Source organism: Labilibaculum manganireducens, assembly GCF_002843385.1.
Classification (GTDB): domain Bacteria; phylum Bacteroidota; class Bacteroidia; order Bacteroidales; family Marinifilaceae; genus Labilibaculum; species Labilibaculum manganireducens.
Genome location: NZ_MVDE01000045.1, coordinates 1 through 17,495, shown reverse-complemented (window position 1 = coordinate 17,495; position 17,495 = coordinate 1). Strand labels below are relative to the sequence as shown.

7 protein-coding genes are annotated in these 17,495 nt (G+C 35.8%); 1 reads left to right on the top strand and 6 read right to left on the bottom strand.

The window, feature by feature from the left end:
- Position 1 precedes the first annotated feature (1 nt).
- A complete protein-coding gene (gene cysK, locus BZG01_RS19340; RefSeq protein WP_101311487.1) occupies positions 2-913 on the top strand; it encodes a cysteine synthase A in 912 nt (303 codons plus the stop codon).
- 91 nt (positions 914-1,004) lie between these two features.
- Here the strand turns inward: cysK and BZG01_RS19335 are convergent, their stop codons facing one another.
- From BZG01_RS19335 to BZG01_RS19310, 6 genes are all read right to left on the bottom strand, one after another.
- Positions 1,005-4,193 carry a ligand-binding sensor domain-containing protein gene (locus BZG01_RS19335; protein ID WP_101311486.1) on the bottom strand — a complete coding sequence of 1,063 codons (3,189 nt, stop codon included), beginning with the start codon at positions 4,191-4,193 and terminating at the stop codon, positions 1,005-1,007.
- Positions 4,194-4,263: 70 nt separating this feature from the next.
- On the bottom strand, positions 4,264-7,413 hold the full coding sequence (locus BZG01_RS19330) for a sensor histidine kinase (protein WP_180327398.1): 3,150 nt from the start codon (positions 7,411-7,413) through the stop codon (positions 4,264-4,266).
- Complete coding sequence (locus tag BZG01_RS19325) at positions 7,410-8,408, bottom strand: hypothetical protein (RefSeq protein WP_101311484.1); 999 nt, start codon at positions 8,406-8,408, stop codon at positions 7,410-7,412. Before BZG01_RS19325 ends, BZG01_RS19330 begins: the two co-directional genes overlap by 4 nt.
- Before the next feature lie 23 nt (positions 8,409-8,431).
- Complete coding sequence (locus BZG01_RS19320; RefSeq protein ID WP_180327397.1) at positions 8,432-10,525, bottom strand: PKD domain-containing protein; 2,094 nt, start codon at positions 10,523-10,525, stop codon at positions 8,432-8,434.
- Between the two features lie 10 nt (positions 10,526-10,535).
- Positions 10,536-11,456 (bottom strand): PorP/SprF family type IX secretion system membrane protein, encoded by a 921-nt coding sequence (locus BZG01_RS19315; protein ID WP_101311482.1) that lies wholly within the window; start codon positions 11,454-11,456, stop codon positions 10,536-10,538.
- Position 11,457: 1 nt separating this feature from the next.
- A partial coding sequence (locus tag BZG01_RS19310) for a T9SS type B sorting domain-containing protein (RefSeq protein WP_143470956.1) occupies positions 11,458-17,495 on the bottom strand: 6,038 nt, incomplete at its 5' end.

Genomic DNA, 17,495 nt, shown 5'->3' with positions numbered 1-17,495 from the left:
TATGAAAATAAATAACATTTTAGAGGCGATTGGGAATACTCCAATAGTAAAACTTAATAAAGTTTTTGGTAAAAATTCTAACGTATGGATGAAGTTGGAACGATCTAATCCTGGTGGAAGTATTAAGGATAGAATTGCTCTGTCAATGATCGAAACAGCGGAAAAGGATGGATCTCTTAAAGAAGGATCTTTAATAATTGAGCCGACCTCTGGTAATACAGGAGTTGGATTAGCAATGGTTGCTGCCGTTAAGGGATATAAAATTATTCTGGTGATGCCTGAGTCCATGTCGGTTGAAAGAAGGAGTTTAATGGCTGCCTATGGAGCTGAATTTGTACTTACTCCAAGAGAACTTGGCATGAAGGGTGCTATTCAAAAGGCAGAAGAGTTACTTGCCAGTAATGAAAATTCATGGATGCCTTCACAATTTGACAATGAAGCAAATGTTGAGATTCATAGAACTACAACTGCTAAAGAAATTATTGCTGATTTTCCTGATGGTCTGGATTATCTTATTACAGGTGTTGGAACCGGAGGCCACATTAGTGGTGTCGCAGAAATATTGAAAGCTAAATTTCCTAAATTAAAAGTGTTTGCAGTTGAGCCCGAAGCTTCACCTGTTATTGCAGGAGGTGCACCGGGGCCTCACCCATTGCAAGGTATTGGAGCAGGTTTTTTACCAAAAAATCTGAATACTGAGATTTTAGACGGTGCTATTTCTGTTGGAAAAGAGGAAGCATTCATGAAAGTGAAAGAATTAGCTGTCTCGGAAGGGATTCTCGCAGGAATTTCGACGGGAGCTTCACTGGCTGCAGTTGCCAAAAAACTTACTGAAATTGAAAATGGTGCCACTGTACTCACCTTTAATTATGATACCGGCGAAAGATACCTGTCAACCGAAGGATTGTTTTAGACTGGAAAATATTAAGCAAGCAACACCCCAAAATTTCATTTGGGGTGTTTATTTAAAACAGATCACAACACTTTATTAAATAGAAATACATTTAAATCCGAATACCCATAACAGTGATATCATCCAATTGTTCAGTACCATTCATCCATTTCTCCATTGTGTTTTCTAAAATTATTTTCTGCACCATCATAGGCTTTTGATGTATATCCAACAAAACATTTTTAAATTGACGGGTAGTAAATTTTTTATCTTCTTCCCCACCAAACTGATCAGGATATCCGTCGGTATACAGATAGAGCATATCTCCACTATTTAAATCAATTTCATGACTGGTGAAATCAATATTATTTTGATGATAAATTCCAATTGGCATCCTGTCGGCCTTTAAGGTAATTATTTTATCATTTCGCAATATTAAAAGGGGATTAAAAGCCCCTGAAAAAGTTAATTTACTATTGGCATGGTCAAGTACTATTAAAGATATGTCCATGCCATCACTTGGCGTGGTATCTTCATGGCTTTGTCGAAGTGAAATGATGATATTCTTACGTAGAATATTTAAAATTTCGCTTGTGTCGGTAATCTTTTTGTGGTTTACTATTTCGTTCAAAAGGGTAACACCCAGCATACTCATAAAGGCTCCGGGAACACCGTGACCTGTACAATCAGCTAAGGCAACAATAGTTTTGTCATCAACTTTAGTTACCCAATAAAAATCACCACTTACAATTGCCTTTGGTTTATTTATTATAAAGCTTTCGTTAAGAACCTTTTCTAAATATTTAGTGGGTGGAATAACAGCAGCCTGAATTTTACTGGCATATTTAATACTATCGGTGATGTCTTTGTTAGCACTTTCTATAAGGTCTTTCTGTTTCTCAATTTCTTCTTTTTGTCTGACTACTTCGATAGTTCTTTCATTGATCTTCTCTTCTAAAATTCTGTTTTCCTTTTTTAATTTTTTCTCTCTGTTTTTGATGTAAAATACTATTACTATTAGTGAAAATAAAAATAAAACCAAATAGAACCATGTCTGCTTCCAAAAAGGAGTTTTAATATAAATATTAATACTTACAGGATATTCACATGTAACACCATCACCGTTTGAGGCCTCTAATAAGAATTTGAAACGACCATCACTTACTCCATGGTAGGTAACCTCACTTGTCGTTGAAAAATCAGTCCATTTTTCGTCATATCCTTCAAGCGTATGACGATATTTGACTAGTTCAGGTTCCTTAAAATATACACCAACAAACTCTAATTTTATTTTATATCGTCCTGGAGAAAGTACTATTTTTTCACTTACCGGTACTAATTCATCATTTATTTTAACAGCTTTAATTTTGAGTACCGGAGGTGGAGTTGTTATTTTTTCAAGTGAAGGGTTAAATCTTAGCACTCCCTTATTCAGACCAAACCACAGATTTTCATTTCTATCGCTAAAACTAGAATTAACTTGAAATTCATCACTTTTACTAATCCCAATATTTTCTTGGAGTAGTTTAATTTTAAAATCGGATATATTTATCCTGCTTAATCCACCACGATGAGTTACCCACATTCTATTCTGCTTATCAGGAGTCAGAGAATAGCAATAATCAGATAAAAGTCCATCATTTGAGGTAATATTAGTAATGGAATCTTCCTGATAGATAAAAACACCATTGCCTAATGTTCCGACCCAAATATTCCCTTTTGAGTCTTCTGCAATAGAACGAATATTTATAAACGAATTGTCTGCTGATAAATTGAACTTTGCGATTTCATTATTTTGAATAAAAGCAATGGAATTACTAAGTGTGGACAACCAAATTCGACCTTTAGAATCTATCATTATGTGGTTAACACAGTTGTGAGGTAAGCCCCCCTTACTAATTGTGTACCAATTAAATTCATCTGCAGACACATTATAAGAACAAGCTCCTTTTTTAGTTGCAATCCAAATCTGATCTTTAGTTCCTGTAATTGAATTAATAGAATTCTCCAATATTCCATTGGCAAAAAATTGGCGAACTAACTTGTCGTTTTTGATATTTAATCGATAAACACCATTTTTTTCAGTACCAATCCATAAATCATTTTCATTTCTAGGATATAGTGCTGTAATTTTATCAAAGGGCAATCCTCTGTAACTATCGAAAAAACGAATTTCGTTGTGATTGGAAATGTTCCTTCGCAGTAAGCCTTTCTCTGAGCCAAACCATTCGTATTTTCCATCTATTGAAATAGCTGAAATTTCAGAACCATATTGCTCTTCTTCCGGAGAATAGAATGTGTATGCAGGATCAATTAAACGCGCTAAACCTTTCCCATAAACGCTTAGCCATATATTTCCTTCAGAATCTTCAAAAACGAGTTTTATATTGTCACTTTGAAGTCCATTACTTGTATCATAAGTTTTAATCAAGTGAAATCCTTTTGGATCTTTTGCTAGTTTATGAACTCCTTCTCCAAATGTAGAAATCCACAAATTGGAATCTTGATCTTCAAAAATGTTTTGAATCCCTTCCATCTGCAAACCGGTATCTTCACCAATTTTAGACGTGGTAAAACCATTTTTTGTTATTTCTAAAAAATAAATACTGTTGGTGCCGCTTAGAACAAAGAAACCCTTCCCGCTTCTAGCTTTGCAAATACAATTTATTTTATTTCTATTGATTCCGTCAATGTCATTAACAACAACCAGTTGTTTATTTTCATTGATCAGGCAATGTTTTAAACCATCGATGGTTCCGACTATAAGCTCATTCGAATTAATAAATTCAAATGAAAAAACAGGAAACGCACCTTCCAAAAAAGCAATTGGCTCAACCTTATTATTTTCGCCAATCTGCATTAAGCCATCATTTTGGTCGGAGAACCAAATGTTTCCTGAGCTATGCATATGTATATTTGTCACACTGCTTTTAGCATTGGTGCCGGAAATAATCTTTTGAAAGCCAACTTTACTTTTGCAGCTTAAATTACCATTCATATGGCCAAACCATTGTCCTTTTGGAGTGTTTAGATTGCATGAAATAAAGTTGCCCGCGAGAGAATCAGATGTGCTATAATTAGTAAAGTTAATTCCATCAAATCTCGCCAGTCCATCTCCGGTTCCTATCCACAAATAACCTTCCGAATTTTGACTTATGGTATAAACATAAGCCTGAGGAAGACCTTGATCGACTCCATAAGTTATAAATCGATTATCCTGAGCTTTAGGTATTTCCTGAAACAGGAAAAGTATTAGCAAAGGTAATAATGTTTGTAATATATGTTTTTGTGGTTTTTTCATTCAATGATTTGTACTGTAACTTATAAAATAAAAAATTTATTGAAAAATTGTGTTGATTGTATTTTCATCCTTAGTTATTCGCAGGCAAAGTAAAATAGAAGTACGAGCCCTCGCCGGGAACCGATTCTACACCTATTTCGCCACCAAGCAATGTCACCATGCTTTTTGAAATTGCCAAGCCCAGACCTGCTCCCCGATATAATTTTTTCCATCCATCTCTAAATTCTTTTCTAAATCTCTCAAAAATCACTTCTTTTTGATCTTCTAAAATCCCTATGCCTGTATCTTTCACAAAAAATTTAACCATTCCTTCTTTATGATATACAATCCCAAAATCAATGGAACCTTCTTCAGTAAATTTTATGGCGTTTCCTATCAAATTAGATAAGATCTGTTTCAATCGTAAAGGGTCTGACAGAATCGTAAGATCCGTAAATTTTTCAATATAATTTAACGTTATATTTTCTGTTTTTAACTCTGATAATTTCTTTACGTGAACCTCATACAATTCTAAAAATATTTCATGCAAATTGCATTCCTGTATTTTCATTTTAAGTTGCCCTGCTTCTATACTTGAGATATCCATTATATCATCAATTAATGACAATAAATCGTTTGTGTTAGACTTAAGTATAGACATATATCTGCCTTTAGATGTGGGATTTACATTTGGTTCCTGAAGCATGGTTGAAAAACCAACAATAGCGTTTAGGGGAGTTCTTATTTCGTGGGACATATTTGATAAAAAAGCTGTTTTTAAACGATCCGATTCTTCAGCTTTATCCTTTGCAAGAATTAATTCTTTTTCTGTTCTTTTCCGTTCTTTTATCACTTCTTCTTTAGCAATAACTTCTCTGGTTTTATCGTCCAGATTTTGAATTAACTTCCTTTGGATTCTCCTCAAATTCTTTTCCCTAAGCACTACGAATAAATATATTCCCGCAATAAAACTAATAAGAGCCAATATTTGGAACCATGATTTTTGCCACAAAGGATATTTAATTTTGATCTTAAAACTTAAGGGTTCCTCAGATTTTACTCCATTGCCATTCACGGCATTTAATTGAAACTCATACTCTCCTGATCCTAATTGTTTGTATTCGGTTGCTCGTCTGCTATCAGGTTTTGACCAATCTTGCTCATAACCATTCAATACATACTGATATTGAATTAGTTCTGGTTCATTCAAGTTAATCCCTTTGAATCCAATCTGAATTTTATAATATCCAGGAGGCAACACCAAGTTTTTATTAACGGGATAATCATCCCCATTTACACGTAATGATGAAATCTCCAAACTTGGAGGAACGACACTATTAATTTCCTGAGAAACAGCATAAGTGTAAATTCCCTGATTAGATCCAAAAAGCAATGTATTTCCTTTCCCAATAGCAGTAGAATTTTTATTAAACTCTATTGATGATTGGATTCCTGCATTTTTTTGTATTGTTTTTACATGATAATCGGAGAGTCGAATTTGGCTTATTCCTCCTCTATGAGTTACCCACACGCGCTTTTCATCACAATTCAGGGAGTAGCAATAATCAGATAATAATCCATGCTGATAATTAATATTCATTATTGAATCCTTATTCAAAACATAAACTCCATTGCCCTGAGTTCCAACCCATATCAGGCCATTTTTATCTTCCAAAACAGAAGTAATATTTAAGAGACTATTCCTATTGGCTAAGCTGATGTTTGTTAATTCTCCATTCTGAATGTATGATAATGTATTGCTAAGTGTTCCTACCCAAATACGGTTTTGATGATCCTTTATAATATGATTTACAGAATTATGCGGCAATCCCTCTTCCTGCATCGTAAACCACTTTTTATTATTGGTGTCGATATTGTATCTGCAAAGTCCCTTTTGTGTTGCGATCCAAATGTATTGGTTTTCGGTTAAAATGGAATTAATTGATTTCTCTAAATTCCCCAGACGAAGAAATTGAGGTTTTATAATTCCGGTCTTATAATTTAAACGATAAACTCCTGATTTTTCTGTCCCAATCCATAGTTCTTCATCATTCCAATCAGCAAGAGCTGTAATTTTCTCATTTTCTAAAGCACCATTTACGTCATAAGAATGTAATACTTTGTTTGATTTTGCATCAACTTTTAAAAGTTCATTTCCGGTTCCAATCCATATTATTTCGTTTTTAATATATATGGAATGGATGCTATTACTGTATCGTTCTTCATCGAAATTTATGAATGAGTTTGCAGCAGGCACTAAACGGCTTATACCTCCTCCATACTTGCCAATCCATACGTTTCCTTCGCGGTCTTCAAAAACAGATTTAATTGCATTGGTTTGTAAGCCATTATTTTCACCGTAATTTTCAATTTCGATGGGTTTATGATTCTGAGAAATTTTAAGTTTATAAATGCCACTGTTCAGAGAAGTTACCCAAAGATTCCTCTGCTTGTCCTCAAATAGATTCTGAGCCCTTGAGAATTCATAATTACCTGCAATTTTATGTACTTTATAATTACTTGAATCCAGTTTGATTTGGTACAAACCTTCATTCTCTGTCAGAATATATAATTGATCATTTAATTGGGATTGAATTATATCAACAACCTTATTGTGAGGGATTTCAAGAATATCATTCTTTACTTCAATTTCATTGTTCTTAGTTATTTGACACAACTTAACTCCTTCGGAGGTTCCCACCAATAGCTTATCTTTACCAATAAACTTAAAAGTAAAAACAGGTTGCGTAAAGGAATTCTGATACGATTTATTTTTGAAAGTTTCACTTCTTAATTTAAAAAAGCCTTTATTTTGGCTTGCAATCCAGATATTTGCTTCTGAATCTTGTTCTATATCTGCAATACTGCTTGTTTCGTTAATATAATATCTAAAAGAAACACCATCATAGAAACTTACTCGTCCGTTCAAGTGCCCAAACCATAATCCTTTACTTGTTTTAAGACTGCATGTTATAAAATTTCCACCAAGAGAATCTTGTTCCGTATAATTTTTAAATGTATAACCATCATACTTTGATAAGCCATTGCCAGTGCCAATCCACAAATTGCCTTTTGCATCTTGTGTGATATTATACACGTAGGCTTGAGCCAGGCCATCATTAACACTGTAGTTGATGAATCTGTTTTCTTGTGAAAAGACAAACACAGGAACTGTTATTAAGAACAGCCCTAAAAGTTTAATCAAAATTCTACATTGTCCCATCCAAATAAATATTTTCAATTCTTCTTCTTTTTACCAATTGCTTTCATTTTAATTTTTGGCGTATAAACAGGAACACCTCCAATTGGTATTGAAAAGAAAGGCAGAGCCTCACCATACTGATTTTTAATTGAAATAACTACATTATTATTTTTCACTAATTCGGTACGGCGCTTAATAAATTGAATTTCCAAAGATGAATTTTTTTCTCGGTCACTTATTGGGAATTTATTTCTAATCCATTGATTTTCGCTGGATAAATCGCAAAGCATACCGTTTTTTGCGACAGAATTAATTCTAATGTATCCGTCATTATCCCAATCAAAATTTGTTACTTCTACAGAAATAGTTCTGTCATCTGCAAAAGGATAAATTTGAGAAATATCGTTCATATCATTCGAAAGGCGAAAGGTGTACTCATAAGTAAAAACATTTCCGCCTTCAACTTCCTTGTTTTCTTTCGAGCTTGTACTCAAAAAAAAGCGGTACAGATTTCCATCATCACCTGATTTCCCTGTGACAATAACTTTGAAAACCCTTCCTCCAAATTTTTCTATCATTTCTCCTTCAAAAGGATTAAACGGGCCAAAAGTATACCAATCATTATCATATTTTGCGTCATTATCAAAATTCACCGAAGCCAGGAGGTTTCCGCTGTCAAATTTCCCAACAGGGTCTATATTCTGAGCATCTTTATTCGACCAGCATTCAAATCCTCCGTAAACAGAAAAATTAACTTTAGTATTGTATTCTCCTTTTTGTTCATCATTCATACCTCCAATTTCAGGATCATAAACTCTAAAATAAACAGGTTCGGTATGATTTTCCGGGATTAGAAAAAAATAAATTTGATTAAAATCATCATCACCCCAAGAGGTTTCCGCATCAGCTCCAAAAGTGACTAAATATGGTATATTTTCTTCTGCGGCAGGAACTGCTTGAGCCTTAACGGTGTTTGTTTTTAATAAAACACTGCAGATAAAAAGGCTAAAGATGAATATTTTAATTTTTGTCATTCTTTTTTTGATTTTAGTTAGGCCTATTCCTTTATTGCTTTGAACTCCAGACTACTTGTGTCTTTATTTTCTTCGCCCAATTGATTTGTAATTTCATAGACTGCAGTTCGTAAACGGATTTTCTCAACTCCGCGTTCAATAAGATAGTCCGCAACACTTTGAGTTGCTTTCCCTGCTCTATCAAAACTCTGGTTACTTTGCGTGTTTACGTGATACCCTATTTTAAGTTCAAGCAGTGTATTTGACAATAAAATTTCCAACAGACGATTCAATATTGGTGTTGCTGATTCTGAAAAAGATTGTTTTTCAACCTCTATAAATGAATATTGAAACTGAGATGAAAGAACTTGCAATTCTTTTTCAATTGAATGTAATTTAGCATTACTTTTTCTACTTGAATTCAATAGGCTTTCCAGAGCCAATGCTTTTGCCGGATTACTATTTAAATCAATCTCTTCAGATTCCTCTATATTCGAATTAATAAAATACTTCTCTTTCTCAAAAGATTCAAAAAAGACCAAATCAAATGCTTTCAATATACCTCTTGCATCTGAGGTAATATGAATAAGTTTTGGTTGAATTATAAAGGAATCGTAAAGTTCTTGTTGCACAACAAAATTCCTATCTGTGGATGGGTTGTTCTTATTATATGGTTTATTTTCCAACTTCATCCGCATTAATGCTGTTGGGTTTTTAACGATAGCCAAATTTTTCTTAACACATATTTTTTTTCTATCTCCTAAACTATCTTTTTCACTTAAAACCCCTAGAACTATATTATATAGGCCAGCATCATCATAGGAATGGCTTACACTAATTCCTTCATCAAGAATGCCATCACCAAAATCCCAAAAATACTTCTCTAAATTAATTGAAGGCAAGTTAGTTTTGGATGCTTCAAAATTGATCTGATTTTTGGTTAAAGCTTCATCAACACAACTAATATAAGCTTGTTCAAAATCCAGAAGTTCAAATTCATAATTGGTTTGTCTCATAAAGACTTCTCCTGTCCGTTTGTCCATTATATTTAGCTCTACTGTGTACTTTCCCGGCCCATCATAACAATGTTCTGCTTCTTTCCCTTTTACTTTTACACCATCACCAAAAAGCCATTCATAATATGACATTGCTGTATCCACCGGAGTATAGTATTCGTCGTAAAACAGAAAACAATATTGATTTTCTTTAATCGTATCACAATTGGTGAATTGTGGAAATATTGTTTTAAAATCAAAAATATCATCGTTGCCATTTCTATTGCTTGAGAAATAGCCATTTTCAAAATTGCGATCAGTAATTAAACCAAAATCATCAAACTCTGAATTAATTGGTGTGTTAATGTGCAAGACCTTTTGCCATTCACCATCAATCATTTTACTTGAAAAAATATCTAACCCACCTAAGCCCTTATGACCGTCGGATGCAAAAAACAGTTCGCCTGAATCAGAAATGAAAGGAAAACTCTCATTCCCTTTAGTGTTAATTTCAGCACCTAAATTTTGGGGTGTACCCCATGCATTATTGCCTTTTTTACATACATAAATATCTAATCCGCCAAATCCACCCGACATATCAGACACAAAGAACAATTGCGATCCATCTTTACTTATGGAAGGCATGGTTATGTGATGATCCAAACTATTGTATTCGAAAGGTTCAGGATTACTCCAAACAATTCCATTTAAATGCGAAGTGAATAAGCCCAGCTTGTTTCTATCATCTTTAGTATCCTTTTTTTTACTGGTTACTTCATTATTTCTTGAAAATATTATGACTGAATCATTTGAACCAAAACAGGCAGGACCATCATTAAAATTGGTCATTAATTCTGTAGCCAGAATCGCAGGGGATTTACCCAAACTGTCTCCTTGAACAGGAACATAGAACATATTAAAAAGTTCCTTGTCTTCAGGAGTTGAAAATGTAACAAAAAGATCAGTTCTTTTATTCGAACAAAATACAATTCCATCTTTGTAGTAAGCGGATGAATACTCATCATCTTGTACAGAACAAAAAGAAGATAGATTAACCTCATAGTTTGCTGTTTGTCCGTTTGCAAAAAAGGAAGAAATAAGGGTAAAGAGAACTAATAGTATTATGGTAAAAAATTTATTCATAATTCGTTCTTTATAGATTTCTAGGACTATGAACTTTAATTGTATATTTAAAATCATAACGAATCATTAATTCGTGCGAACCAATTTTGTACTCGCTTAATTTGTTTGAATTAAAATCGGTGGCATATCCTAATTGAAACTGTTTGTTTAGCTGAATTTGAAACATTCCTTTGAAAAACTTCTGCTGACTGTCATAAGCCATTCCAACAGAATATTTCGCCAAGTAAATTAGTTTGTTAATTAAAATTAAATCTAATTTATCTTCTTTCTGATATTTCAACATTACACTTGGAACAAACTGGAAATTTTGCTGTAAGTCGAATTCATAATCACCACTAAGAATATAATTATATTTTGAAATATCATTAGTGATCAGATATTTATCTCTCGATGAATTAAATGTATAGGAAAGCATACAAGGCAATGAAAATCCAATATGATACTTTTCAGTTGAATAATACACTCCTAAGCTTACTTCAGGAATTAAATAGGTAGGAGAATTGTTTAGAATTAATTCGTCACTGGGATCATTGGCCCGTAGCTCAGTCCAGGCCGTGTTCATCATGATAAATCCACCACCTAATCCCAAAGCTAAATTCCCTTCTCTCATCTTTATTTTAAAGGAATAATTGCCAATTACACTTGTTTCGTCACTAACTCCAATTTGATTATTGATGATTGAAATTCCCAATCCCATATTTTGTTTCCTCATGGGTGAATGCGCCGAAAATGATAATGTTTTGGGTGCTCCCTGGAAACCAACCCATTGATTTCGGTATAACATATTAGCACTTAAAGCATCTCCACTACCGGCGATAGCAGGATTTAAGGCTATAGGGTTAAATATATACTGGTTCGTGAATTGAGTATTCTGTCCTAATATAAAAAGAGGAACAAGAAGCCAAAATATGATGATAATTGTTTTTCTCATTCTATCTCTTTATAACAATGCATCCTCTAAAAATCTTTTTTGTTTCTAATTGCAGCACATAAAAATAAGTGTCCGTTACTAATTCATTTCCATTTCGATCCAGTCCGTTCCAATCGTTTCTATAATTTGAATCGGTGTATATCTCTACCCCATTTCTATTAAAAATAGTTAATTCAATATTCTCTAGATTTTCCGAACCTCTAATCATGAAAAATTCATTTTTACCATCACCATTAGGTGTTATTACCGTAGGAATGAACAATTTGCCAACCGTTAATTTCACATCATCGTAATCACTACAGAATTGATTTGTTTCTGTCCATCGAAGAATGTTTTCATCTACCCCTAATTTATCTACTTCTGTATTGGGAGAATATTGATCGTATAAATTAGCATAACCGCTTACTACAGTCCATTCGCCGGTACCTGCAGTTGATAAAACAGCTCCTAACTGTGCCCGGTCGGAATATTCCATTTTTATATCCATACCGGCATTAGCAATTGGTTGTTCCTGGAAAGTGATATCAATAACATCATTATCGGTACAGTCACCATTTGTTTCGGTCCACATAAGCTGGTAGCTGTCATATGCATCCACTACGAGTGTGGCGTTAGGAGAATTAGCATTTGGTGTGAAGGTAACATTCCCAACTCCTGATATTTTAGTCCAAATTCCTATGCCGGCACTTGGAGTTGCTGTAAGAGAATATTCAAGACCGCACTGATCTCCTCCATATCCAGCATTTGCTATTGGTTGTTCTAAAAAATTAACAATAACTTCATCACTCGAAGTGCATGTGCCATTATCTTCTGTCCATCTAAATGAATATGTTCCGTAACTATCTACTGTCACTGCACTGCTCGGGGAATTGGGATTAGGGAAGAAACTTGCGTTGCCATTACCGGAAATTTTGGTCCATGCGCCAGTACCCAAACTGGGTGTTGCGGATAAAGAAAATGTTAAACCACACATATTTCCACCGACACCTGCATTTGCTGCCGGTTGATTGTGAAAGTTAACATCAATCATTTCAGAATCAGTGCAATTTCCATTCGTTTCAGTCCATAAATACTGATAAGATCCAAAATCACTTACAGTTACGGTCGCATTAGAAGAACTGCTGTTTGGAAAAAAACTTGAAATTCCCGGACCTGATACTTGTGTCCATTTCCCTGATCCTACACTTGGTTTTGCATTAAAAATAAAATCTAAATCACACTCATTGCCACCATTTCCGGCATCTGCAATAGGTTGCTCATAAAAATTAATAATTATTTCATCGAATTCGGAACAGTTTCCATTTGCTTCTGTCCATCTTAGTTTATAAGATCCATAACTATCAGCTGTAACTTTTGCATCCGGCGAGTTCTCATTAGGAGAAAAACTAAGATTTCCCGGTCCGGATTCCTTTGTCCACGTCCCAATACCTGAGCTTTGTGTTGCCAAAAGATTATAATCTAAATCACATTCATCACCTCCAACTCCGGCATCTGCATTAGGTTGTTCGTAAAAACTTACACTTACATCGTCGCTATCCGAACAACCATCCTGAACTTCGGTCCAAGTAAACTGATAAGTACCGTAAACATCAACAGTTACTGTCGCATTGGGGGTATTTGCGTTAGGTGAAAAAACAGCATTCCCTGATCCGCTGATCTTTGTCCACGTTCCTGTACCTACACTTGCTGTTGCAGATAAATTGAAATCAAGATCACATTCATTACCTCCTACACCTGCATTGGCTATTGGCTCTTGCGTAAATGTTAAAGTCATATCATCACTAGCTGAAGAGCAAGCTGGGCTATCAACCGTTTTTGTAAATGTTATAATACCTGATTCTCCAATTCCAAAATTATAAGTCGGATTATCAATGGTGTTATCATCAAATGTCCCGTTGCCATTGGTACTCCATACAATGGAGCCATTTGCAGAATGGCTGCCGGTAACAGTATAATTGCCACCACCACAAATGTTATCATCTGCCCCAGCATATGAAATTGGAGTTTGATTAAAATTAACGGTGATATCATCTGAACTAACACATATTCCATTGGTAATTGTCCAGCGGTAAACGTAGGTTCCGTAATCTGTTGCTACAGCATTTGAGGCTCCGGTATTGATATTATTGAAAGTTGTTGTGCCAGGCCCTGATTGCTGTGACCAAGAACCAACTCCTATTGTTGGAGTGTTTCCTCCCAAACTTCCGCTTATTAATCCATCACAATAATTTTGATCACTGCCAACATTTGCAACAGTTGGCCCTTCATTAAAATGAACAACAATATCCGCTTCGGATGACGTGCAAGATCCATTGCTGACAGTCCATCTATAAGTGTATGCTCCATATTGACTGGCAATTGCTGTTGAATTTCCAAAATTAATATTGCTAAATGATGTTGTTCCCGGACCGGAAACCTGTGACCAGGTTCCTGTGCCAACCCAAGGAGTATTACCACCTAAACTCATGCTTGTAAGATTATTGCAATTATCCTGATTGTCTCCAACACTTGCGATAGATGGTTTTTGAAAGTAAGTTACTGTTACATCAGCCTTACTGGAAGTACAGGTTCCATTACTTATTGTCCACCTGTATAAGTAGATGCCATATTCACTTGCACTTGCAGTTGAACCTCCCGAATTAACATCACTAAATGTAGTTGTGCCGGGACCAGATACTTGTGACCAGGAACCGATACCAACACTTGGAGTATTTCCAAGTAATGCATTACTAACTTTGTTATCACAAATGTCTTGGTCTGTTCCTACCGTTGCAATTGCAGGTGTTTCATAGAAATTTACAGTAACATTATCACTTGATGGTGTACAAGTTCCATTACTTATTGTCCATCTGTAAATGTAAGTTCCATAGGTATTTACAGTAGCCGTTGAATTGTCGGAATTAATATTACTGAAAACTGTTGTACCAGGTCCTGATATTTGTGACCAGATTCCTACCCCAACACCATCCACAGCGGATAAGGTAAAATTCAAACCACACTCGCTTCCATCAGAACCAGCATCAGCTATTGGCTGCTCATAAAAATTAACAACTACGTCATCAAAATCGGAACAGCTTCCATTAACTTCTGTCCATCTTAATGTAAAGGTTCCGTAAGTATCTGAGGTTACTACTGCATTTGGATCATTGGCATCAGGAGCAAAACTAAGACTCCCGGTACCTGATAGTTTTGTCCACGTTCCAGTGCTTGCACTAGCTACGGCGGTTAAAGTAAAATTCAAACCACACTCGCTTCCATCAGAACCAGCATCAGCTATTGGCGGTTCATTAAAATTGACAGTTACATCATCAAAATCGGAACAGCTTCCATTTACTTCAGTCCATCTCAATGTAAAGGTTCCGTAAGTATCAGAGGTTACCACTGCATTGGGATCATTGGCATTAGGAGCAAAACTAAGAATGCCTGCACCTGATTGTTTGGTCCACGTTCCAGTTCCAATACTTGGTGTTGCAGACAGAGAAAAATTCAAATCACATTCATTTCCTCCTGAACCAGCATCAGCTATTGGCTGCTCATTAAAATTGATAGTTGCATCATCAAAATCGGAACAGCTTCCATTTACTTCAGTCCACCTCAATGTAAAGCTTCCGTAAGTATCAGAGGTTACCACTGCATTTGGATCATTGGCATCAGAAGCAAAACTAAGACTCCCGGTACCTGATAGTTTTGTCCACGTTCCAGTTCCAATACTTGGTGTTGCAGACAGAGAAAAATTCAAATCACATTCATTTCCTCCTGAACCAGCATCAGCTATTGGCTGCTCATTAAAATTGACAGTTACATCATCAAAATCGGAACAGCTTCCATTTACTTCAGTCCACCTCAATGTAAAGCTTCCGTAAGTATCAGAGGTTACCACTGCATTTGGATCATTGGCATCAGAAGCAAAACTAAGACTCCCGGTACCTGATAGTTTTGTCCACGTTCCAGTTCCAATACTTGGTGTTGCAGACAGAGAAAAATTCAAATCACATTCATTTCCTCCTGAACCAGCATCAGCTATTGGCTGCTCATTAAAATTGACAGTTACATCATCAAAATCGGAACAGCTTCCATTTACTTCAGTCCACCTCAATGCAAAGCTTCCGTAAGTATCTGAGGTTACTACTGCATTTGGATCATTGGCATCAGGAGCGAAACTAAGACTACCGGTACCCGTTTGTTTTGTCCACGTTCCAGTTCCAATACTTGGTGTTGCAGACAGAGAAAAATTCAAATCACATTCATTTCCTCCGGAACCTGCATCAGCTATTGGTTGCTCATAAAAGTTAACATTCACTGCATCATTATCTGAACAACCGTTACTAATCTCGGTCCAGGTAAATTGATAAGCATCGTACGCATCAACTGTTACTGTTGCATTTGGAGTATTGGCATCGGGTAAAAAAACAACATTACCAGAACCACCTGTCTTTGTCCATGTTCCTGTACCTAAACTTGCAATTGCTGACAAAGTGAAATTCAAACCACACTCACTTCCATCAGAACCAGCATTAGCTATTGGCGGCTCATTAAAATTGACAGTTACGTCATCAAAATCGGAACAGCTTCCATTAACTTCTGTCCATCTTAATGTAAAGCTTCCGTAAGTATCTGAGGTTACCACTGCATTTGGATCATTGGCATTGGGAGCGAAACTAAGAATGCCTGCACCTGATTGTTTAATCCACGTCCCTGTTCCAACGCTTGGTGTTGCAGAAAGAGAAAAATTCAAGTCACATTCATTTCCTCCTGAGCCAGCATCAGCTATTGGTTGCTCATAAAAGTTAACATTCACTGCATCATTATCTGAACAACCGTTACTAATCTCGGTCCAGGTAAATTGATAAGCATCGTACGCATCAACTGTTACTGTTGCATTTGGAGTATTGGCATTGGGTAAAAAAACAGCATTTCCAGAACCACCTGTTTTTGTCCAGGTTCCTGTACCTAAACTTGCAATTGCTGACAAAGTGAAATTCAAATCACACTCACTTCCATCTGAACCAGCATTAGCTATTGGCGGCTCATTAAAATTGACAGTTACATCATCAAAATCGGAACAGCTTCCATTTACTTCAGTCCACCTTAATGTAAAGCTTCCGTAAGTATCTGAGGTTACTACCGCATTTGGATCATTGGCATTAGGAGCAAAACTAAGACTCCCGGTACCTGATAGTTTTGTCCACGTTCCAGTTCCAATACTTGGTGTTGCAGACAGAGAAAAATTCAAGTCACATTCATTTCCTCCTGAGCCGGCATCAGCTATTGGTTGTTCATAAAAGTTAACATTCACTGCATCATTATCTGAACAACCGTTACTAATCTCGGTCCAGGTAAATTGATAAGCATCGTACGCATCAACAGTTACTGTTGCATTTGGAGTATTGGCATTGGGTAAAAAAACAGCATTTCCAGAACCACCTGTCTTTGTCCAGGTTCCAGTGCCTAAACTTGCAATTGCTGACAAAGTGAAATTCAAATCACACTCACTTCCATCTGAACCAGCATTAGCTATTGGCGGTTCATTAAAATTGACAGTTACATCATCAAAATCGGAACAGCTTCCATTTACTTCAGTCCACCTTAATGTAAAGCTTCCGTAAGTATCTGAGGTTACTACTGCATTTGGATCATTGGCATTAGGAGCAAAACTAAGAATGCCTGCACCTGATTGTTTTGTCCACGTTCCTGTTCCCACACTTGGTGTTGCAGAAAGAGAAAAATTCAAGTCACATTCATTTCCTCCTGAGCCGGCATTTGCAACTGGTTGCTCATAAAAGTTAACATTCACTGCATCATTATCTGAACAACCGTTACTAATCTCGGTCCAGGTAAACTCATAAGCATCGTACGCATCAACTGTTACTGTTGCATTTGGAGTATTGGCATTGGGTGAAAAAACAGCATTGCCAGAACCACCTGTTTTTGTCCAGGTTCCTGTACCTAAACTTGCAATTGCTGACAAGTTAAAATTCAAATCACATTCATCGCCTCCTGTACCTGCATCAGCAATTGGAGGATCGAAATATGTGACTG

Bases quoted from the DNA above. Each gene is read 5' to 3' on its own strand.
- cysK (WP_101311487.1), top strand. From the start codon at position 2: ATGAAAATAAATAACATTTTAGAGGCGATTGGGAATACTCCAATAGTA.
- BZG01_RS19335 (WP_101311486.1), bottom strand. From the start codon at position 4,193: ATGAAAAAACCACAAAAACATATATTACAAACATTATTACCTTTGCTA.
- BZG01_RS19325 (WP_101311484.1), bottom strand. From the start codon at position 8,408: ATGACAAAAATTAAAATATTCATCTTTAGCCTTTTTATCTGCAGTGTT.
- BZG01_RS19320 (WP_180327397.1), bottom strand. From the start codon at position 10,525: ATGAATAAATTTTTTACCATAATACTATTAGTTCTCTTTACCCTTATT.
- BZG01_RS19315 (WP_101311482.1), bottom strand. From the start codon at position 11,456: ATGAGAAAAACAATTATCATCATATTTTGGCTTCTTGTTCCTCTTTTT.